The following is a 20,286-nucleotide window of genomic DNA, read 5'->3' as shown; positions in this document are numbered from 1 at the left end:
GTGCAGTCGATGGGGCCAAAGCTGCCATTTCTGTCCAGCACGGCCCCTTGTAATTCAGTAAGTTGCGCTTGAACTGGTGACTTAAAATCCGCCGGGGGCAACCCCATGCCGGTTCGATTCCGGCTCCGGGCACCACCTCAGATCGCCCGCGAATAGCGCACCGGCTGATCCGGCTGGGCCAGATAACGGTCGAAGCACATCGCGAGCAGGCGCAGCAATGGACGCCCCCGCGCGGTGGCGCGCACCACGCCGTCGCGGTACTCGGCCAGGCCGTCGGCCTCCAGCGCCGTCAATGCGGCGAGCGCATCGGCGAAGTACTGGTCGAAATCGACACCATGGCGTGCCCCCAGCGCGCGGCCATCCACCTCGCCCTGGCACATCAGCTGGTTGATCAGCGCGGCGCGCAGCGCATCGTCCGCATCCAGGGTCAGCCCCCGCCACACCGGCAGGCGCCCGGCATCCACCGCCGTTTCCCAGCCCGGCAGGTCGCGCGGGTTCTGGCTGTAGCAGTTGCCGATGCGGCTGATTGCGCTGGCGCCCAGCCCGACGAGGTCGGTCTGCGCGTGGGTGGTGTACCCCATGAAGTTGCGGTGCAGCTGGCCGGCGCGCTGGGCGCGGGAGAGATTCTCTTCCGGCAGTGCGAAGTGATCCATGCCGATGTACTGGTACCCGGCCAGCGACAGCCGACGCACCGCCAGGCCGAGCAGCGCCAGCTTCTGTTCCGGGCTGGGCAGCGCGGCATCGGGGATCTGCCGCTGCGCCTTGAACAGGTTGGGCAGGTGCGCATAGCCGTAGATCGCCAACCGGTCGGGGCGTTCGCGCAGCACCGTTTCCAGGGTGCGCGCGAAACCCTCCAGGGTCTGGTGCGGCAGGCCATAGATCAGGTCCACGTTGACCGAGCGCAGGCCATGCTCGCGGCACGCACGCAGCACCTCCAGCGTGGCCTCCACGCCCTGCTCGCGGTTGATCGCACGCTGCACTACCGGGTCGAAATCCTGGATGCCCAGGCTCGCCCGGTTGAACCCCAACGCGCCCAACCGGGCGATGTCCTCGCGGGTGACGAAGCGCGGATCGAGCTCGATCGAGAAGTCGCGAGCGGCCGAGGTGCTGAACGAAAAGCGCTGGCGCAGGCCCTCGATCAGCTCGCGCATCTGGGTTGCGGCCAGGAAATTCGGGGTGCCGCCGCCAAGGTGCAGCTGCACTACTTCGCGCGAGGCGTCGAACAGCGGTGCGATCAGGTCGGCTTCGCTGAGCACGCGCGCGACATACGCCACGCCCTTGCCATGGTCGCGGGTGATCACCCGGTTGCAGCCGCAGTAGAAGCACGGGCTGCTGCAGTACGGCACATGCACGTACAGCGACAGCGGCAGCGCTTCGGCATTGCTGGCCGCGATCGCGGCACGCAGCCCATGCTCATCGAAGCCGTCGTGGAAATGCGGCGCGGTGGGATAGGAGGTGTAGCGCGGGCCAGGCCGGTCGTGACGGCGCAGCAGGTCCGGGTCGAAGTGCCAGGCAAGCCCGGCGGCGGCAGGTGAAAGGGTATCCATGGACCCAGCGTGCGCGCCCGCGCGTGGCCCTGCATTGAGCCAGATCAATCCAGGCGCGGTCTTCCGGCGAGCGGCAGTTCGGGCCAGCGCTGCATCTGGATGCGCCGCCAGAAGGTGTCGGCGATGCGCGTGGCCACGTCGTCGGCCAGCTGCTGCATGGGCGGGTTGCCCAGTTCCGCTGTGGTGCGCCGGAACAGCAGCAGCCAGCGGTCGAACAGCGCGCGCTCCAGCTCGGGCATGGCCATGTGCTTGGACATCGGGTTGCCGTTGAAGCGGCGGGTGCCGCGCAGCATGGCCGACCAGAAATCCACCAGCTGGGCCAGATGCACGTCCCAATCGTGGATGCGCGCCTCGAACACCGGGCCCAGCTGCTCGTCCCGGCGCACGCGGGCGTAGAAGTCGTGCACCAGGCGGGTGACTTCCTGCTCGCTGCACAGCGCCAGGGAGGCGGCAGGCAGCACGGGGGCGACGGACGAGGACATGCGGTCATGATGCTACGCCGCCTTGATCAGGATCAATGTGGCGTGCTGTCGCAGGGCCTACTGTGCAGGCCATGGACACGCTGAACGCCCCGCCTGGCAACCGTCGCCGCCTGCTGATCCAGCAGTGGGGTGCGGTGCTGTGGCCGAGCTTTGTCGCAGCCGGGCTGGCCTGCGCGGTGTTTTTCGCCTTCGTGGACCCGTTGCGCCTGCGCGACATCACCTTTCCGGACCAGTCGCTCAGTCGCGAACTGGGCTACACGCTGGGCTTCTTCATGTTCTGGTCGTTAACCGCTGCCGCCAGCGCGGTCACCGGCTACCTGCTGCGGCCGCGGCCGCGCGATGAAGACGAGCTGCCGCTGGGATGACGCCGGCTGCGCCCCCTGCCCTGCGCTGGCGCGCCCTGGTATGGGCAGCGCTGCTCATGCTGTTCTACGCCCTGCCCTGGCTGCGCTGGAACGGGCGGCAGGCGCTGCTGTTCGACCTGCCGGCGCGTCGCTTCGACCTGTTCGGGCTGACCCTGTGGCCGCAGGACGTCGGCGTGCTGTTCGGGCTGGTCGCGGTGCTGGCCTGCACGCTGGTGCTGCTGACCACGATGGCCGGGCGGGTCTGGTGCGGGCATGCCTGCCCGCAGACGTTGTGGAGCGGCCTGTTCCGCTGGATTGAACGCAGCGCCACCCGACGACTGCGACCGCCGGCCCTGGCCCGCGTGGTCAAACACCTGGCCTGGGCCGCGGTCGCACTATGGACCGGTATCACCTTCGTCGGCCTGTTCAGTCCGATCCAGCCGCTGGTGGCCGGCTTCTGGCCGGCCCGCTGGAGCGGCTGGGAAACGTTCTGGGTGCTGTTCTACGCCACGGCCGCGTGGGCCAACGCCGGCTTCCTGCGCGAACAGGTCTGCATCGACCTGTGCCCGTATGCGCGGGTGGCCCCGATGCTCTGCGATGCCGACACCCCGAAGGTCTGCTACGACGCCCGCCGCGCCGAACCGCGCGGCCCCCGCCAGCGTGGACAAGGTTCGGTGCAGCAACGCGGTCGTGGCATGCTCGATCCGACCAGTGCCAGCGACTACGCCTTCCGTGCGGCGCATCCGGCCTTGGCCGGCCCGCCGCCGCGCTTCGCCGACGATCGGCTGGGCGATTGCCTGGACTGCGGTGCCTGCGTCCAGGTGTGCCCCATGCAGCTGGACGTGCGCGCCGGGCCGCAGCCGGACTGCATCGCCTGTGGCGCGTGCGTGGATGCCTGCGATGCGCAGATGCGCGCGTGGCGGTTTCCGAGCGGGTTGGTCCAGCTGGCCAGCGAAAACGAGATGCAGGGAAGGCCGCGACGGTGGCTTCGTCCGCGCACGCTGGCGGCACTGCTCAGCCTGGCCGCGCTGCTCGGTATCGGGCTGCATTACCTGTAACCGCCATCCCCGGGCGGTTGGCCTCAGCGCGTGCGGTTGTCGGGCGGCGGCACCATCTGCGCGCGCCGGACAATGCCGAGCTGTTCAATGATCAGGGCCAGTTCGTTGGTCACCTGGGTGCGGCCGCGGCCCTGCGGCACCAGGCGTTCAAGCACCTGCTGGTAGGTGGTCCAGAACTCCGGCCCACACCCATGCTTGCTGTAGCTGGCCTCCAGCTCGGTGCGGACGCCGTCAGCCAAGTCATTCGCGCCGTATCGCATACGACCTCCCTTGGACCTGCCCTGCATCGAAGACGAGCAATTCCCCCTGCCAGGCTTGCGCCTGTCGCCCCGCCGCTGGGAGGCGGCGGGACTTCACCCACGTTTCACCCCACCCTTTCATGCCCTTCGCGCCAAGTCAACCAATGGTGAACAGGCGATCAAACATGCCCTGAATGGTTCAGGCACGCCCCTGCCCACGCAGGCAGGATGCCGCGCGGTTGTTGACACCGTGATGTCAGCCCGCGAAGACCCGGCGGGTGGTCAGCCCCCCATCCGCCAGATGCCATAGGCGCTGATGGCCACGCCGGCGCCCAGTACCATCCAGGACACGCCGTTGAAGCGCTTGAACACCTTGGCCAGGCCGAACGAGAGCACGATCGCCGCCAGCCCAAACCCCAGCACGACCACGCCGCTGACGTTGCTGGGCGAATCCCAGAACGAACCGGGCGCGCCGACGGCTGCAAACCACAAGGCGATATCCATCGAACATCCTCGACACAAAACGGTACTGCACAGTAGGTGCGCGCTCGTCCGGGCGAGGTGAAGGACAGAAACGAAAAACCCCGCCGAAGCGGGGTTTGTCGAACTACTGGAGGCCTGGGTCGGAATTGAACCGGCGTACGCGGATTTGCAGTCCGCTGCATGACCACTCTGCCACCAGGCCGGTGACCTTATAAAACAAGACCCCGAGAACGGGGCCTGGTCAGGATTTGGAGCGGGAAACGAGACTCGAACTCGCGACCTCAACCTTGGCAAGGTTGCGCTCTACCAACTGAGCTATTCCCGCAAAATCAGGCGCATATGTTACCGGAACCGCGGGTAACACACCAGCCTTTTACACTTCATCGCCGCTTGCCACCGCGGAGAAAAACAAGGCCCCTCGGGGGCCCTGTCGAAATCTGGAGCGGGAAACGAGACTCGAACTCGCGACCTCAACCTTGGCAAGGTTGCGCTCTACCAACTGAGCTATTCCCGCAGTGTTGCTGCGTCCTGCGACCGGCACCTGCGTCGAAGGAGCGCTATTGTGTCGGGATTCCTTCACGTCGTCAACAGGTTTATGCAGCGGTATTCAGCCGTGCAGGCGCATGCCGCGACGATGAAAATAGACCTGTTCGGCCACCCGCCGCAGCAGGCGGGACTGCAGCAGCAGATCCAGCGGCCAATCCGCCTGCAGGTGGTCCATGGCCCAGCGCAACACCCGTTTGCGCCGGAACGTGGGCGCGGCGCGGACTGCGACGCTTTCGGCCGCAGGCCCCCTGCCGCGCAGGTGGCGGGCCACCGCATCGCCGACCGTCCAGCCATGCCGCCAGGCCGAATGGATGCCACCGGCCGACATCGGCGAAACGATACCGGCCGCGTCGCCGGTAAGGATCACGCCCGGCGCGGCGATCGGCCCGCGTGCGAGCCCGCAGGGGACCAGCCCGGCGCGGGTCGCGCTGGGGCGGGCCGCTTCGGGCAGTCCGATCACGCTGCGGATGTGCGCCAGGAAACCCGCCATATCCGGCTGGCGCGCTTGCGCGGGGTCGTGGCGCAGGGCCAGCCCGATCTGCACGCCGGTTGGGTTCTGTGCCGCCCATCCGATGTAGCCGGGCGCGAAGCGACGGCTGGCGAAGCAATGCAGCGCGCCACCGTCTGGCAGCTGCAGGCCTGAAAATTCCTGCTCGACCCCGAACAGGGTGTCGTGTACCCGACCCAGCCCGGTGCGCTGGGCGACGCGCGAACTGGCGCCGTCAGCGCCCACCAGGTAGCGCGTGCGACCTGCCCCGGCCACCTGCCAGCCCTCGCCGTCGCGCACGGCCTCGGTGAAGGACTGCCGCAGCCGCAGCTCGACACCATGCGCAGGCAGTTCGCCTGCCAGCCAACGCATCAGGTTCGGCGTGTCGGTGGTCATGAAGTAGTAGCCCGGTGCGGCCAGCTGCACGCTGCGCAGGTTCGGCGCATACAGGCGCACGCGTTCCACGCGCTGCAGCAGTGCCTGCGGAATGCGCTGCAGCCAGGTCTGTTCAACGACCTCTTTGACCAGGATCCCGGTCGTATGCAGGCGCGCGCCCGGATCTTCCTTGCGTTCCAGCACGCACACGCGCAGGCCGAATTCGGCAGCGGCCAATGCGCAGGCGGCGCCGGCGAAGCTGGCGCCGACCACGACCAGGTCCCAGTCGTATGCGGCGTTGGGGGTGTTCATTGCGGTGCGATCCTGCGACTACGGGCGCACAGGATCGCGGCGGCAGGCGGGGCGGCCATGAAGTGCCGGTGAAGCGGAAATGAAGCGTGGCCGCCAACGAAAAAAGCGACCCGAAGGTCGCTTTTTTCTTGAATCTGGAGCGGGAAACGAGACTCGAACTCGCGACCTCAACCTTGGCAAGGTTGCGCTCTACCAACTGAGCTATTCCCGCTTGGGAGGCGAAATTCTACAGCCAAACGCGGTGCTGTCAACAGCCCTCAGCCCTTCTTTTTCAGGCGCGCGGTTTCACGGGCGGCGCGTTCGTCCTCGCGCAGGCTCGGCCACGCCGCATGCAGGTACTGCAGGCCGGAGAACAGGGTGAGTACCGCAGCGATCGCCAGGGTCCAGTCGCCGACATGAAATACCGGTTCGCCCATCCAGATATCGGACACCGGCGTGTTCGGCGCCACCGAATACAACAGGCACAGCAGCGCGACCATCTGCGCGGTGGTCTTGATCTTGCCGATCAGGGCCACCCGCACCTTCGCACGCTGGCCGATTTCAGCCATCCATTCGCGCAGTGCCGACACCGCGATTTCGCGGCCGACGATGACGGCTGCCCAGAACGCCATCCACGGCGTGGGGTGGCCCTGCACGATCAGGAACAGCGCCACGGCCACCATCAGCTTGTCCGCAACCGGGTCCAGGAAGGCGCCGAACGCCGAGGCCAGGTCGTAGCGGCGGGCGATCCAGCCATCCAGCCAATCGGTCAGCGCGGCGATGCCGAAGATCGCCGCCGAGGCGAAATTGGTCCAGGTGTAGGGAAGGTAGAACACCAGCACCAGCACCGGGATCATCACGATCCGCAGCAACGTCAGCCAGGTGGGGAGGGTCAACTTCATTGCGTCTCTCTACTCGCCGGCCGCAGGGGGCGTGGGCAGTCCATGAAGGTTAGCGTAGATGCGTGCGGCAAGGGCGTCATTGATGCCCTCCACCTTTGCGATTTCCGCCTCGCCGGCCGCCTTCAGGCCGACCAGCCCGCCGAAATGCTTGAGCAGGCTGGCGCGCCGGCGCGGCCCGATGCCGGGAATGTCCTCCAGCTTGCTGGTCATGCGCGCCTTCTGCCGGCGGCCCCGATGGCCGGTGATCGCAAACCGGTGCGCTTCGTCGCGGACCTGCTGGATGAACTGCAGGGCCGGTGATGCGGCGCCGGGGCGCAGCTCGCGGCCATCGGGCATCACCAGCGCTTCGTGCCCGGCGCGGCGCTCCACGCCCTTGGCCACGCCCACCAGCAACACCCCTTCCACGCCGAGGTCGGCCAGTGCGGCCTGCGCCTGGGCCAACTGGCCGGCGCCGCCGTCGATCAGCAGCAGGTCCGGCAGCACGCCCTCCTCTTCCACCGCACGCCGGAAGCGACGGTCGATGGCCTGGCGCATGGCCGCGTAGTCATCGCCGGGTTCGATCCCGCTGATGTTGAAACGCCGGTACTGGCTGCGCACCGGGCCGCTGGCATCGAACACCACGCATGAAGCCACGGTGGCTTCGCCCATGGTGTGGCTGATGTCGAAGCACTCCACGCGCTTGACCTGCTCAGCCAGGCCGAGCATCTGCCGCAGGTCCTCGCTGCGCGCATGCTGGGCGCTGCGGCTGGTGAGCTCGCTGACCAGCGTGATCTGCGCGTTGCGGCTGGCCAGCTCGACATAACCGGCCCGTTCGCCGCGCACGTTCCACTTCAGCTGCACCTTGGCCTCGGCCGAAGCGCTGAGCGCCGACTCGATCAGGCTGGCATCCGGAATCTCGCGGTCCAGCAGGATCTCGCGCGGCGGGGAATGTTCGGCGTAGTACTGCGATACGAAAGCGCCAAGCACTTCGTCCGCGCTTTCCTCGCCGTTGGTGCGCGGGAAGAACGGTCGCGTGCCCATGTTGCGGCCATCGCGGAACGCCAGCAGCATCACGCAGGCGCTTGCGCCCTGCGTGGCGCAGGCCAGCACGTCGAGGTCGGCGGCGCGGCCATCCACGTACTGGCGGGTCTGCATGCTGCGCAGGGACGTGACCAGGTCGCGCAGGCGCGCGGCCTGCTCGAATTCCAGCGCTTCGCTGGCCGCCTGCATCTGCGTACCCAGCTCGCGCGCAAGCTGGTCGCTCTTGCCTTCCAGGAACATCGAGGCACGCCGCACCGATTCGGCATAGTCGTCGGCGGCCACCAGGTCCACGCACGGCGCGCTGCAGCGGCCGATCTGGTACTGCAGGCACGGTCGCGAGCGGTTGCGGAACACGCTGTCCTCGCAGCTGCGCAGCTTGAACAGCTTGTGCATGAGGTTGAGCGTTTCGCGCACCGCAGTCACCCCCGGGTAAGGACCGAAGTACCGGCCCGGCACCGCGCGCGGACCGCGGTGCAGCGCGATGCGCGGCCAGTCTTCGCGGGTCAGCAGCACGTGGGGATAGGTCTTGTCGTCGCGCAGCGAGACGTTGTAACGCGGCGACAGCGACTTGATCAGCTGGTTTTCCAGCAGCAGCGCTTCCGCCTCGGAACGCGTCACGGTCACATCCATGCGCGCGACCTGCGACAGCATGGACATGATCCGCGCGGTCTTGGGCGCGCCATTGAAGTAACTGCCCACGCGGTTGCGCAGCGCGCGGGCTTTGCCGACATACAGCAGGGTGTCGTCGGCGGCATACATGCGGTACACGCCGGGCGCGGTGCTCAGGTGGGCCGCGAATGCCTTTCCATCGAAGGCCGGAGCGGTAGTGAGGGTCATTCGCTGATCGGCACGTCGCTCAGTACGCCGCTGACCGGGTCGAAACGCAGTACGGCATGGGCATCGGTCTCGGCGATCCACACCGCACCGCCGCCCAAGGCCAGCCCGGCCGGGCCATGCAGCCGGCGCGGCAGCGCCACGGTACTCAGTTCGCCGCCGCCCAGGCGCAGGGTGCGCAGTCGGCCGTTGCCGGCGTCGGCGATCCACAACACGGGCGCGTCCGGGCTCATCGCAATGGCCTGCGGGTACTGCAGCTGGGCAGCGGTGCGCGGGCCATCCTGGTCGCCGAACGACCACATCCCCTGCCCCACCAGCGTCTGCACCAGGTCGCCACGCAGCTGCATCGACCGGATCGACGAACCCAGCGCGTCGCATACGTACAGCACCTGCTGCACCGCCGCCAGCGCGGCCGGCTGCGCGAACGCGGCCAGGTGGCCGCTGCCGTCACGCTCGTCGATCGCGCCGGAGCCGGCGCGCCAGGACAACGTGCGCTGGCCCAGGTGATAGCTCCAGATGCGGTTGTCGCCGGCCATCGCGATATGGATCTGGTTGTCGGCGACCACCAGACCCTGCGGATGGTTCAGGGGGGTCTGGCGCGGGTCGCCCACCGCGCCTTCGCGCGGCTCGCCCGGACGGCCATTGCCGCACAGGGTGTCGACCTGCCCGGTCAGCAGGTGGATCCGGCGCAACGCATGGTTGCCGGTGTCGGCGACGTACAGCCACTCGCGTTCCAGGGCCAGGCCCTGCGGCCGGTTGAACGCGGCCTCGCCCGGGCCGCCATCCATCATGTCGGCGGTGCCCATCCCGAACTGGCGAAGCACCCGCCCGGCATGGCTGCACTCGAGGATGCGATGGTGGCCGCTGTCGGCGATGTACAGCCGCTCGGTGCTCACCGCCAGCGCGGTCGGGAACAGCAACGGCAGGCGCGGCTCGGGATGCAGCTCGCGCTGGCGCGATGCGTCCGCATCCAGCGGGCTGGACGTCCCCTGGCAGAGTGCATTGAGCGCACGATCCAGCTCCTCGCCGAAGCCGACCAGGCGGTCGACCTCACGCCCCTGTGCATCCAGCAGCACCAGGGTCGGCCAAGCCGCCACGTTGAACCGGCGCCAGCCGTCCCAATCGGCATCCAGCAGCGCCGGCACGGTCACGCCCTGTCGGCGGAGCAGTTTCAGCGCCTGCTCCGGTTCGCGCTCGAAGTCGAAGCGCGGCACCTGCAGGACCAGTACCTGCAGCTTGCCGGGGTTGCGCGACTGCCATTGGCCAAGCTCGGCCAGCCGGTGCGCGCACCACACCGAGGCGGCGTTGACAAAGGCCAGTACCACCGGGCGACCACGCAGTTCGGTCAGGGTGGTCGGGGCGGCATTGAGCCACGTGGCGAATTCGGGCAGATCCTGGACGGGCTGTACGTTCATGCGCTGATTATGCCGGACTGGGCGTCATGCAACCGTCGTGCCACCGTCAATTTCGCGGCGGGCCAGCCAGCCCTCGGCACGCGCCAGGTCCTCGGGCGTATCGATCCCCGGCGGGAAGGCGGCCGGCGACAGCGCCACACTCAGCCGGTGGCCCGCCTCCAGCACCCGCAGCTGCTCCAGCGATTCCAGCTGTTCCAGCGTGCCCGGCGGCAACGCGGCGAACTGCTGCAGGAAACCGGCCCGGTAGGCATAGATGCCGATGTGGCGCAGCCAGTGGGGGCCGGAGAGGCGCTCGCGCGACTGCGCGAAGGCGTCGCGGTGCCAGGGAATGGGAGCGCGGCTGAAGTACAGCGCGTCCAGGTTCTGCTGGCGTACCACCTTGACCACGTTCGGGTCGAACAGGGTCTCGGCATCCTCCACCGGGGTGGCCAGGGTCGCCATGGCGGCACCGCTGTAGACCAGCGCTTCGGCCACCGCGCGGATGCCCTCGGCCGGGGCGAACGGCTCGTCGCCCTGCAGGTTCACCACCACGGTGTCATCGGACCAGCCGGCCTGGCGGGCGCATTCGGCCAGCCGGTCGGTGCCGGAGGCATGGCTGGCGGCCGTCATCGCCACCTGCACGCCGTCCAGGCCCTGCAGGGCGTCGGCGATGCGCGCATCGTCGGTGGCCACCCAGACCTCGCGCGCACCGGCCAGCAGCGCGCGTTCGGCCACGCGCAGCACCAGCGGTCTGCCGCCGAGCAGCCGCAGCGGCTTGCCGGGCAGCCGGGAGGCGGCGTAACGCGCCGGAATGGCGACGACGAAATCGACGGGCTGGCTCATGCGGACCTCTCGGCAATACACGGGAACAATTGCCGCCAGTGTGCCGCAAACGCGGTGCTCAGCGCTTGCCGAGTTTGTCCACGCGGTCCAGCAGGTTGACCCAGAACGCGGCGGGAAGATCGGCCGACAACGGCACCGAAAAATGCCATTCGTTGGCGAACGCCTTGCACTTCACCGCGTCCTTTTCAGTCATCAGCACCGGCAGTTCGCTGCCAAAGCGAAGGTCCGCCGCCTGATACGCATGGTGGTCGGCGAAGGCATGCGGGACCACCCCGATACCGTGCGCACGCAGCATGTCGAAGAAGCGCTGCGGGTGCGCGATCCCGGCCACGGCGTGCACGCGCTGGCCACGGAAGTGCGACAACGCGCGGGCACGGCCGCCGCTGAGCGGCTGCGCGCTGTCGATATGCAGCTGCATCGCCCATTCGCCGAACCCGCAGGAGGCGAGCGCGGACGGATCGGCGCTGGCCTGGCCCAGGTTGACCACGCGGAAGTCGCAGTCGCGCGCGCGTTCGGCGGGTTCGCGCAGCGGCCCGGCCGGGATCAACCGGCCGTTGCCGTAGCGGCGTTGTGCGTCCACCACTTCGATTTCGATGTCGCGCGCCAGCCGGTAGTGCTGCAGGCCGTCGTCGCAGACGATGATGTTGCAGCCCGCCTCGACCAGCGCGTTGCCGGCGGCCACGCGGTCGGCATCGACCCGGACCGGCACGCCGGTTTTCCACGCGATCAGCACCGGTTCGTCGCCGCCCAACGCGGTCGGCGTGCCTGCCTCGACCCAGCGCGGGACCTTGGCCTCTTCGCGCCCGTAACCGCGACTGGCCACGCCCGGCTTCCAGCCCGCCTCGCGCAGGCGGTCCACCAGCGCGATGGTCAGCGGGGTCTTGCCCGTACCGCCGGCGGTCACGTTGCCGACCACGATCACCGGCACCGGCAGCGCGTGGCGCTTGCGCCAACCGCGCCGGTACAGCCCACGGCGCAGCGCCACCACGGCGCCGTACACCGGCGCCAGCAGCCGTGCGGCAAACGGAATCGCACTGCCGTCGTACCAGTACGACGGCGTCTGGGAACCCTTGGACGCCATCAGGGCTGCCTTTCGCGGAACTGCATCTTGTGCAGGTGCTCGTACAGCCCGCCCAGCGCCAGCAGCTCGCGGTGGGTGCCGCGCTCGACGATGCGGCCGTGGTCCATCACCAGCACCTGGTCGGCATGTTCGATGGTGGACAGGCGATGTGCGATCACCAGCGTGGTGCGCTCGGGCATAAGGCGCTGCAGGGCATCCTGCACCAGCCGCTCGGACTCGTTGTCCAGCGCGGCGGTGGCTTCGTCGAGGATCAACACCGGCGCGTCGCGCAGGATCGCGCGGGCGATCGCCAGGCGCTGGCGCTGGCCGCCGGACAGCAGCGCGCCGTTCTCACCCACCGGGGTCTGCAGCTGCTGCGGCATGCGCTCGATGAACTCCCACGCATTGGCGGCCTCGGCGGCAGCGCGGATCTGCTCGTCGCTGGCGTCCATGCCGTAGGCGATGTTGGCGCCCACGGTATCGTCGAACAGCATGACCTTCTGCCCGACCATCGCCACCTGGCGGCGCAGGTCGGCCAGCGGGTAGTCGTCCAGCGGCACGCCATCGAGCAGGATGCGGCCGCCGCTGGGCTCATAGAAACGCGGCACCAGCCGGATCAGGCTGGTCTTGCCGCTGCCGGAGCGGCCGACGATGGCCGTTACCGTGCCCGGCTTGGCATCGAAGGTGATGTCGTCCAGTGCGATGCCGGTATCTTCGCGATAACGCAGCATCACGTGCTGGAAAGACAGCTCGCCACGCACGCGCTGGGCGCGGGTGCTGCCTTCGTCGCGCTCGACCGGCAGGTCAAGGATGCCGAACAGGCGCTCGGCAGCGGCCACGCCGCGCGAGATGGAGGTCTGCACGCTGGTCAGGCGGCGCAGCGACGGGATGATGGCCATCATCGAGGTCATCAGGCCCATGAACTGGCCGGCATTCAAGCGCCCGGCCAGCGCTTCGCGGGTGGACACCCACACGATCACGGCCAGCGCCAGCGCGGCCAGGAACTGCACGGTGCTGGACGCCAGCGCACGGGTGGTTTCGACCTTCATGTTCAGGCCGAGCATGCGGTTGGCCAGCCGCGAGTAACGCGAGATCTCGTGCGCCTGGGTGCCATGCACCTTCACTTCCTGCTGCGCGGCCAGCGACTGTTCGGCAGTCTGCGCCATGCTGCCCATGCCGTCCTGGATGCCGCGGCTGATGCGCCGGTAGCGCTTGCCCACGAACGAGACGATCACGCCGATCAGCGGCACCACCACCAGCATCGCCACGGTCACCTTGACGCTCATCTGCAGCATCACCACCAGCATGGCGATGATGGTCAGGGTGTCGGCGACCAGGGTCTTGAGCGCATCGGCGCTGGCCTGGGTGACCTGCTCGGTGTCGTAGTTAAGGCGGCTGACCATCACCGGCGTGGCTTCGCTGTCGAAGTGCGACGACGGCAGGTGCAGGTACTTGGACAGCACCTGTTCGCGCAGGTCGCGCACCACGCTGCGGCCGGTGCGGGCCAGTGCGTAATCGCTGACCAGCGTGGCCAGGCTGCGCATCATGAACAGCCCGAGGATGGTCAGCGGCAGGATCACCGCCATGCGCGGCTCGGGGTTGACGAAGCCGCGGTTGACCAGCGGTTCCATCAGCTTGGTGAAGTGGTAACCGGCCAGGGCTTCGACCACCATCGCGATGACGGCGGCCACCATGAACACCCAGTAGGCGCGGGTGTAGCCCAGCAGGCGTTTGTAGATCGGCCATACCGGCGCGTGTTGTTTACTCATGGACGCACCTCCGGCGCGGTAGCGATGGCGATGCGACGGAAACCGAGCTGGCCCAGGGCATCCTGGGCGGTCACTACGGCCTGGTACGGGGTGCGGGCATCGGCGCGCAGCAGTACGGTCTGCTCACGGTCGGTGCCGGCGACGGCGGCAATGGTCTGCTTGACCGATTCCACGTCGGTGCGCAGCACTTCCTGGTCGTTGATGAAGTAACGCCCTTCGGCATTGACCAGCACGCTGAGCGAGCGCGGCGGCTCGGTGGTGTCCTGCTGGCTGGCGGTCGGCAGCTGCAGCTGCAGCGTCGAGCGCGCGTCGAAGGTGGTGGTGACCACGAAGAAGATGATCAGCACGAGGATGACGTCGATCAGGGGTACCAGATCGATGTGCACCTCGTCCTGGACCCGGTCGTTGCGGATACGCATCCGTCAGCCCTTGGCCGTGACGGGCGCGGCGCCGGCCGCCGGCGCGGTGCCGGCGCGCGGTGCCGCGTTCATGACGCCGGGGCGGCCGTCCAGTGCATCCAGCAGGGCCGAGGCCTCCATTTCCATCTCGATCACGTAACCGCCGATGCGGCCCTTGAAGTAGCGATGGAACATCAATGCCGGGATCGCCACGATCATGCCGGTGGCGGTGCACACCAGCGCCTTGCCGATGCCGCCGGCCAGCTGGTTCACATCGCCCACGCCGTGGTCGAGGATGCCCAGGAACATCTGGATCATGCCCACCACGGTGCCAAGCAGGCCCAGCAGCGGGCCCGCCGATGCGATGGTGCCCAGCGCGTTCAGGAACCGCTCCATGCGATGCACCAGACGCCGGCCGGCATCTTCGATGCGCTCGCGGATCTGGTCGCGCGGGCGGTTGCGCGCTTCCAGCGCCACGGCCAGCAGCGCGCCCAGCGGCGAGTTGGCCCGCAGCGACTGGATGTGATTCGGATCGAGCTTGCCGCGCGCGGCCCAGTTGCGCACTTCCTGGCCCAGCCCCGGGGGCAGGACCTCGTTACGCCGCAAGGTCCAGAAACGCTCCAGGACGATTGCCAAAGCCAGTACACCCAACAGCAGCAGCGGCACCATCGGCCAGCCACCGGCCTTGACCAGTTCCCACACGTTTCAACCCTCCGGCCCATTGGCCGCCTGTATGACCGCCGATAGGATAGCAGCCGACCGCGTCCGCTCCGCGGCATCCCACCAACGGCGTTCGAAAAGACGCTGTTCGCGCACCTGCAACCCCTCCTGGCCCAGCCACAGGCGCAGCGCGCCGCTGTCGGCGGTGTTCAGCACTTCGGCAGGGGCCGCCCGCCAGCGCTGCACGACGTCCGGGCGCGGATGCCCGAACCGGTTGCCATGGCCGGCCGAGACGATGGCCAGGCGGGGCGACACCGCCTGCACCCAGTCGGCGGCGGACGAGCCGGCACTGCCGTGGTGCGCCACCAGCACCGCGTCGGCGCGCAGCGCGGCCGGTACCGTGGCAACCAGCGCGGCCTCCTCGCGCTGGCCGATGTCGCCCGTCAACAGCACCACGCCGTGCGCGGTCTGGATGCGCAGCACGCAGCTGCTGGCGTTGCCTGCGTAGTCCATGCCCGGCGGCGGGTGCAGGACGGTGAAGTCCACCCCGTCCCAGCGCCAGGCCTCGCCGCTGCTGCAGGGCAGCTGGATGGCGGGCACCGCACCCGACGGCGCCTGCAACGGTGGATCGCGAAAGGCGCGGCGCACTGCAGGCATGCCACCGGCGTGGTCGCGGTCGCCATGGCTGAGCAGCAGCCGGTCGAGCCCGGCCTCGCCCAGCGCGTGCAGGGTCGGCACCACCACCCGTTCGCCGGCGTCGAATCCCCCTTCCGCGGCGGGGCCGGCGTCGTACAGCAGGCGGTGGTGGCGGGTGCGCACCCACACGGCCAGGCCCTGCCCCACGTCCATCACCAGCAGCTCGACCTCGCCGGGGGCGGGACGATCGCGGGCCGGCCACAGCAGCGGCAGGCACAGCAGCAGCGCCGGCAGGCGCATCCCGGCGGCGCGCGGCAGCAACAGCCAGAACACCCCGAGAACGGCGACCGGAACCGCCGCGACGCCCGCCTGCGGCGCCCACCACAACGCCCACGGCTGGCGCGCAAGCGCCCCGAACAGCCACCAGCTCGCGTCGAAGCAGGCGGCCGCCCAGCGCCACGGCCAGCGCCCCGCCCCGTCGATCAGGGCTTCAAGCCCGGTGCCAAGCAACGCCAACGGCACCACCACCAGGCTCCACCAGGGAATGGCCAGCAGGTTGACCAACGGCCCCGCCCGCGAGGCCTGCCCGAACAGCGCCACGGTGAGCGGCAACAGCGCCAGGGTGGCCACGCCCTGTGCGGCCAGGAAGGTGCGCAGCCAGTGCACCCCGTGCCCCGGCAGGCACCACACCAGCCACAGCACCCCGGCGAAGCTGAGCCAGAAGCCCGGGGCAAGCACCGACAATGGATCCACCAGCAGCACCGCCAGCGCCGCCAGCGCCAACGCCTGGCCAACGGTGGCCGGTCGTCGCACGCAGCGGGCGGCGGCGACCACCGCGATCATCAGCACCGTGCGCACCGTGGGCAGCGCGAAGCCGGCCACGGCCGCATACAGCGCGGCACCGGCGACGGCCGCCAGCGCGGCCGCCAATGGCCGTGGCCAATAGCGTCCCAGCGCAGCAACCGCTCGCCAGGCCAGCCCCGCCAGCCACGCCGCGAACCCGGCCACCAGCCCGACGTGAAACCCGGAGATCGCCACCAGGTGGGTCAGGCCGAGCGCGCGCAGATCATCCCAGTCGCCCTGCCCCAACCCGCGGGTATCGCCCAGCGCCAGCGCCTGGATGAAACGGGCGCCAGGGCCCGGCACGTGTCCCGCGATGGCATCGGCCATGCGCTCGCGCCACGCCGGCAATCCGGTCGGGTCGCCCAAGGCCATCGCCGGGGCGCGCACGTGCCCGGTACCGCTCAACCGCTGCAGCAGCGCATGCCGCTCGGCGTCGAAGCCACCCGGGTTGCGCAAACCACGCGGTGGGCGCAGCCGCGCGTGGAGCTGCCAGCGTGCGCCGGCGCGAAGCGAGCAGCGCAGCGCCGGTTCGGCTGCAGGCGCGCGCGCAGTCGCTTTTGCCGCAGTGACGTCATACCAGGCCAGCGCAAGCTCGCGGCCACGCAGGTGCGCGGGCATCGTCGCATCGTCATCCACGCGGAACCGGAAGCGGGTGCTGCGTGATCCGTGTTGCGGCAGCTCCACCACCCGGCCGCGCAACACGTGGTCCGCAGCCGCAGGCAACTGCAGGGCCAGGCCGGCATGGGCGTGCAGGGTGACCCAGCCGATCCCGGCCAGCACTGCGCCGCACCACCGTGCACGCGGCAACGCACACCAGACCCCCGCACCGCACACCAGCGCGCACCACGCAGGCATCCGGGGCAACAGCACCGGCGCGAACACCACACCGCACACACCGGCCAGCAGTGCGACCGCACATGCCTTGCCGAACAGGGGCAAAGGCGCTGGAAACGAACGGGAGAAGACGTCCGACAGGAACGACATGCAGGCCACCACGCGCTGGAGCCTGCATCCTTGGCCTGCAGCAACGATGTCGCCATCAGGTGGGTGCGGAACGCGGTGTGGGAAAGCGCCGCTGTCACGGAACCCACAACGCAAAAAAGCCGACCTGAGGGCCGGCTTTTCTGTTGTTCCACCTCAGTCACTGGGACTGGAGTGGTGGGCGGTACAGGGTTCGAACCTGTGACCCCTACCATGTCAAGGTAGTGCTCTACCGCTGAGCTAACCGCCCGTTTGTCTCGCTGCGCCGCTGCAATTGCGTCGGTGCAGGCCGCGTATATTACGGACGTCGGGTGTGAAGAGCAACACTTTTGTGAAGGTATTTCACAACGCGTTGTTCAGCCCAGGCTGGCCTCCTTCAGCTGGCGGATCTGGTCGCGCACGCGCGCTGCATCTTCGAACTCCAGGTCGCGGGCGTGCTGGTACATCTGCTGCTCCAGCGCCTGCAGCCGCTTGGCGATCTGGGCCGGTTCCAGGGTGCGGTAATCCACCGCCTCCTCGGCCACCCGGCCACCGCGTCCCTTGCCTTTGCCCCGCGCTTCCTTCTCGGCCGCTTCGGAGCGCGCACCTTCCAGCACATCCACGATCGGGCGCAGCACCGATTTGGGCACTATGCCGTGCGCTTCGTTGTACTCCACCTGCTTGGCACGACGGCGGTCGGTTTCGTCTATCGCCGCCTGCATCGAACGGGTGATCTTGTCCGCGTACAGGATCGCCTTGCCGCGCAGGTTGCGTGCGGCTCGGCCGATGGTCTGGATCAGCGAGCCGGTCGAGCGCAGGAAGCCCTCCTTGTCCGCGTCGAGGATCGCCACGAGCGATACCTCCGGCATGTCCAGGCCTTCGCGCAGCAGGTTGATGCCGACCAGCACGTCGAACTTGCCCAGGCGCAGGTCACGGATGATCTCCACGCGTTCCACCGTATCGATGTCCGAATGCAGGTAGCGCACCCGGATGCCGTGTTCGGTGAGGTACTCGGTGAGGTTCTCGGCCATGCGCTTGGTCAGCGTGGTGACCAGCACGCGGTCGCCGAGCTTGATGCGCTCGTTGACCTCGCTCATCAGGTCGTCAACCTGGGTGCCCACCGGGCGGATCTCCACCACCGGGTCGATCAGGCCGGTCGGGCGCACCACCAGTTCGGTGATTTCATCGGCGGCTTCGCGCAGCTCGTACGGGCCCGGCGTAGCGGATACGTAGATGCTGCGCGGGCAGCGCGCTTCCCACTCTTCGAAGCGCAGCGGGCGGTTGTCCAGCGCCGAGGGCAGCCGGAAGCCGAATTCGACCAGGGTTTCCTTGCGCGAGCGGTCGCCCTTGTACATCGCGCCGATCTGCGGAATGGTCACGTGCGATTCGTCGATGACCAGCAGCGCATCGGGCGGCAGGTAGTCGAACAGGGTCGGCGGCGGCTCGCCGGCGGCCTTGCCGGTGAGGTGCCGCGAATAGTTTTCGATGCCGTTGCAGAAGCCGACCTCGGCCATCATTTCCAGGTCGAACTGGGTGCGCTGCGCCAGGCGCTGCGCTTCCACCAGCTTGTTCTGTTCGTACAGCTGCTCCAGCCGCACCTTCAGCTCGGCCTTGATCGTATCCACCGCCGACAGCACCCGCTCGCGCGTGGTGGCGTAATGGGTCTTGGGGTATACGGTGTAGCGCTGCAGGCGGCGCAGGCTTTCACCGGTGAGCGGATCGAACATGCTGATCTGCTCCACTTCGCCATCGAACAGTTCGATGCGCACCGCTTCGCTGTCCGATTCCGCGGGGAATATGTCGATGACCTCGCCGCGCACGCGGAACGTGCCGCGGTGCAGCTCGTACTCATTGCGGGTGTACTGCAGCTGGGTGAGATGGTTGATCAGGTCGCGCTGGTCGATGCGTTCGCCGGTGGACAGGATCAGGCGCAGCGACAGGTAGTCCTCCGGCGCACCCAGTCCATAGATTGCCGACACAGTGGCCACCACGATCGCATCCGGGCGCGACAGCAGGGTCTTGGTCGCCGCCAGCCGCATCTGCTCGATGTGCTCGTTGATCGAACTGTCCTTCTCGATGAAGGTGTCCGATGACGGCACGTAGGCTTCGGGCTGGTAGTAGTCGTAGTAGCTGACGAAGTACTCCACCGCGTTGTGCGGGAAGAACGCCTTGAATTCGCCGTACAGCTGCGCGGCCAGGGTCTTGTTCGGGGCCATCACCAAGGTGGGCTTCTGCACCTGCTGGATGACATTGGCAATGGTGTAGGTCTTGCCCGAGCCGGTCACGCCCAGCAGGGTCTGCTTGGCGATGCCGGCTTCGAAATTGGCCGTCAGCTTCTCGATCGCGGCCGGCTGGTCGCCCGCCGGGGAGTACGGAGATACAAGTTCGAAGCGATCGCTCATGGTGCCGCCATAGACCGGGCCTTCCATTATAGCGGGGGGTTGGGTGACGGCCGGCTGAGGGGGTGTCCTACCCTGGAGGCTGCCTTTGACCGATGGTCGGCCTGCTCCGGACAGGGCACGGTGACGCCTTGTCTCCGGTATCCCCCCATGCACCGCCCTAGCCCCTTGCCCCGGCCCCGGGGGTTCACCCTGCTGGAACTGATGGTGACCCTGCTCATCCTGGCGGTGCTCTGCGCGCTGGCCCTGCCCTCGCTGAGCGCCAGCGTCAGCCGGATGCGCGCCGACATGCTGCGCATGCAGCTCGTCTCGGTGTTCAACAGCGCGCGCAGCACGGCGATCACCCGCGCCGCGCCGGTGGCCGTCTGCCCTAGCGAGGACGGCATGCACTGCGGGAACGACTGGAGCCGGGGATGGCTGATCCACCTGGACCGTGGATCGGAATCGGGGACGGCCCCGCCCTCGCCGACGGATGTCCTGCAGTACCGCCCCGGGTACCGGGATGGCTCGGTGGTGGCGCGGTCCAGCCAGAATCGCCCGCGCCTGCGCCTCCAGCCCGACGGGCGCAGTGGCGGCAGCCCGCTCACGGTGGCCATCTGTGCCGGAGGGCAGCTGCATGGCGAAGTGGTCGTGAACAACGTGGGCCGCACCCGGGCCGCGCGCAGGCGGGACACCGTGGACTGCCCGCACTGAGCGGCCGCGCCTACCTCTACACC

The 20,286-nt window shown here is 68.6% G+C and carries 18 protein-coding genes and 5 tRNA genes; 3 read left to right on the top strand and 20 right to left on the bottom strand.

Features of this window, described 5'->3' with window-relative positions:
- Window positions 1-137: 137 nt before the first annotated feature.
- Entirely contained in the window at window positions 138-1,547 is a 1,410-nt protein-coding gene (hemN, locus tag V9K91_RS05150; RefSeq protein ID WP_336443712.1) for an oxygen-independent coproporphyrinogen III oxidase, read from the bottom strand.
- 44 nt (window positions 1,548-1,591) lie between these two features.
- A complete protein-coding gene (locus V9K91_RS05145) occupies window positions 1,592-2,029 on the bottom strand; it encodes a group III truncated hemoglobin (protein ID WP_336443711.1) in 438 nt (145 codons plus the stop codon).
- An 80-nt stretch (window positions 2,030-2,109) separates the two neighbouring features.
- Here V9K91_RS05145 and V9K91_RS05140 point away from each other — a divergent pair, with 80 nt between their 5' ends.
- Together V9K91_RS05140 and V9K91_RS05135 are read left to right on the top strand one after the other, a co-directional pair.
- Entirely contained in the window at window positions 2,110-2,394 is a 285-nt protein-coding gene (locus V9K91_RS05140) for a hypothetical protein (RefSeq protein ID WP_249834348.1), read from the top strand.
- Window positions 2,391-3,431 (top strand): 4Fe-4S dicluster domain-containing protein, encoded by a 1,041-nt coding sequence (locus tag V9K91_RS05135; protein WP_336443710.1) that lies wholly within the window; start codon window positions 2,391-2,393, stop codon window positions 3,429-3,431. The genes V9K91_RS05140 and V9K91_RS05135 overlap by 4 nt, the downstream gene beginning before the upstream one ends.
- Window positions 3,432-3,454: 23 nt before the next feature.
- Here the strand turns inward: V9K91_RS05135 and V9K91_RS05130 are convergent, their stop codons facing one another.
- From V9K91_RS05130 to uvrB, 18 genes are all read right to left on the bottom strand, one after another.
- Window positions 3,455-3,691, bottom strand: coding sequence for a hypothetical protein (locus V9K91_RS05130; protein ID WP_068850770.1), 237 nt, complete (start codon window positions 3,689-3,691; stop codon window positions 3,455-3,457).
- A gap of 261 nt (window positions 3,692-3,952) precedes the next feature.
- A complete protein-coding gene (locus tag V9K91_RS05125; protein ID WP_093534068.1) occupies window positions 3,953-4,174 on the bottom strand; it encodes a hypothetical protein in 222 nt (73 codons plus the stop codon).
- A 107-nt stretch (window positions 4,175-4,281) separates the two neighbouring features.
- Window positions 4,282-4,355, bottom strand: a tRNA-Cys gene (locus V9K91_RS05120).
- 47 nt (window positions 4,356-4,402) lie between these two features.
- Window positions 4,403-4,478, bottom strand: a tRNA-Gly gene (locus V9K91_RS05115).
- A gap of 113 nt (window positions 4,479-4,591) precedes the next feature.
- Window positions 4,592-4,667 (bottom strand) — tRNA-Gly (locus V9K91_RS05110).
- Window positions 4,668-4,760: 93 nt separating this feature from the next.
- Window positions 4,761-5,873: an NAD(P)/FAD-dependent oxidoreductase gene (locus V9K91_RS05105; RefSeq protein ID WP_336443709.1), complete on the bottom strand. Its 1,113-nt coding sequence runs from the start codon at window positions 5,871-5,873 to the stop codon at window positions 4,761-4,763.
- A gap of 135 nt (window positions 5,874-6,008) precedes the next feature.
- Window positions 6,009-6,084 (bottom strand) — tRNA-Gly (locus V9K91_RS05100).
- 46 nt (window positions 6,085-6,130) lie between these two features.
- A complete protein-coding gene (pgsA, locus tag V9K91_RS05095; RefSeq protein ID WP_068850761.1) occupies window positions 6,131-6,754 on the bottom strand; it encodes a CDP-diacylglycerol--glycerol-3-phosphate 3-phosphatidyltransferase in 624 nt (207 codons plus the stop codon).
- 9 nt (window positions 6,755-6,763) lie between these two features.
- The gene (gene uvrC, locus V9K91_RS05090) at window positions 6,764-8,611 is read right to left on the bottom strand and encodes an excinuclease ABC subunit UvrC (RefSeq protein WP_068850758.1); all 1,848 of its coding nucleotides are present in this window, start codon (window positions 8,609-8,611) and stop codon (window positions 6,764-6,766) included.
- Window positions 8,608-10,023: a hypothetical protein gene (locus tag V9K91_RS05085; protein WP_210132255.1), complete on the bottom strand. Its 1,416-nt coding sequence runs from the start codon at window positions 10,021-10,023 to the stop codon at window positions 8,608-8,610. The genes uvrC and V9K91_RS05085 overlap by 4 nt, the downstream gene beginning before the upstream one ends.
- 24 nt (window positions 10,024-10,047) lie before the next feature.
- A complete protein-coding gene (gene kdsB / locus V9K91_RS05080) occupies window positions 10,048-10,845 on the bottom strand; it encodes a 3-deoxy-manno-octulosonate cytidylyltransferase (RefSeq protein ID WP_095364026.1) in 798 nt (265 codons plus the stop codon).
- 58 nt (window positions 10,846-10,903) lie between these two features.
- A complete protein-coding gene (lpxK, locus tag V9K91_RS05075) occupies window positions 10,904-11,926 on the bottom strand; it encodes a tetraacyldisaccharide 4'-kinase (RefSeq protein WP_093534058.1) in 1,023 nt (340 codons plus the stop codon).
- Window positions 11,926-13,674: a lipid A export permease/ATP-binding protein MsbA gene (gene msbA / locus V9K91_RS05070; protein ID WP_320459187.1), complete on the bottom strand. Its 1,749-nt coding sequence runs from the start codon at window positions 13,672-13,674 to the stop codon at window positions 11,926-11,928. The genes lpxK and msbA overlap by 1 nt, the downstream gene beginning before the upstream one ends.
- Window positions 13,671-14,093: a biopolymer transporter ExbD gene (locus V9K91_RS05065; RefSeq protein ID WP_068850743.1), complete on the bottom strand. Its 423-nt coding sequence runs from the start codon at window positions 14,091-14,093 to the stop codon at window positions 13,671-13,673. The genes msbA and V9K91_RS05065 overlap by 4 nt, the downstream gene beginning before the upstream one ends.
- Window positions 14,094-14,096: 3 nt before the next feature.
- Entirely contained in the window at window positions 14,097-14,774 is a 678-nt protein-coding gene (locus V9K91_RS05060) for a MotA/TolQ/ExbB proton channel family protein (RefSeq protein ID WP_336443708.1), read from the bottom strand.
- A gap of 3 nt (window positions 14,775-14,777) precedes the next feature.
- Entirely contained in the window at window positions 14,778-17,195 is a 2,418-nt protein-coding gene (locus tag V9K91_RS05055; RefSeq protein ID WP_336443707.1) for a DNA internalization-related competence protein ComEC/Rec2, read from the bottom strand.
- A 172-nt stretch (window positions 17,196-17,367) separates the two neighbouring features.
- A tRNA-Val gene (locus V9K91_RS05050) sits at window positions 17,368-17,442 on the bottom strand.
- Between the two features lie 106 nt (window positions 17,443-17,548).
- Complete coding sequence (uvrB, locus tag V9K91_RS05045) at window positions 17,549-19,573, bottom strand: excinuclease ABC subunit UvrB (RefSeq protein ID WP_068854624.1); 2,025 nt, start codon at window positions 19,571-19,573, stop codon at window positions 17,549-17,551.
- Between the two features lie 147 nt (window positions 19,574-19,720).
- Here uvrB and V9K91_RS05040 point away from each other — a divergent pair, with 147 nt between their 5' ends.
- Window positions 19,721-20,263, top strand: a complete 543-nt coding sequence (locus V9K91_RS05040) for a GspH/FimT family pseudopilin (protein ID WP_306989174.1) — start codon at window positions 19,721-19,723, stop codon at window positions 20,261-20,263.
- The last annotated feature ends 23 nt before the right edge of the window (window positions 20,264-20,286 follow it).

Source organism: Stenotrophomonas sp. CCNWLW57, assembly GCF_037203925.1.
Classification (GTDB): domain Bacteria; phylum Pseudomonadota; class Gammaproteobacteria; order Xanthomonadales; family Xanthomonadaceae; genus Stenotrophomonas; species Stenotrophomonas rhizophila_A.
Note: the sequence above shows the minus strand (reverse complement) of the source record. Positions and strands in the feature narration are given on the sequence as shown.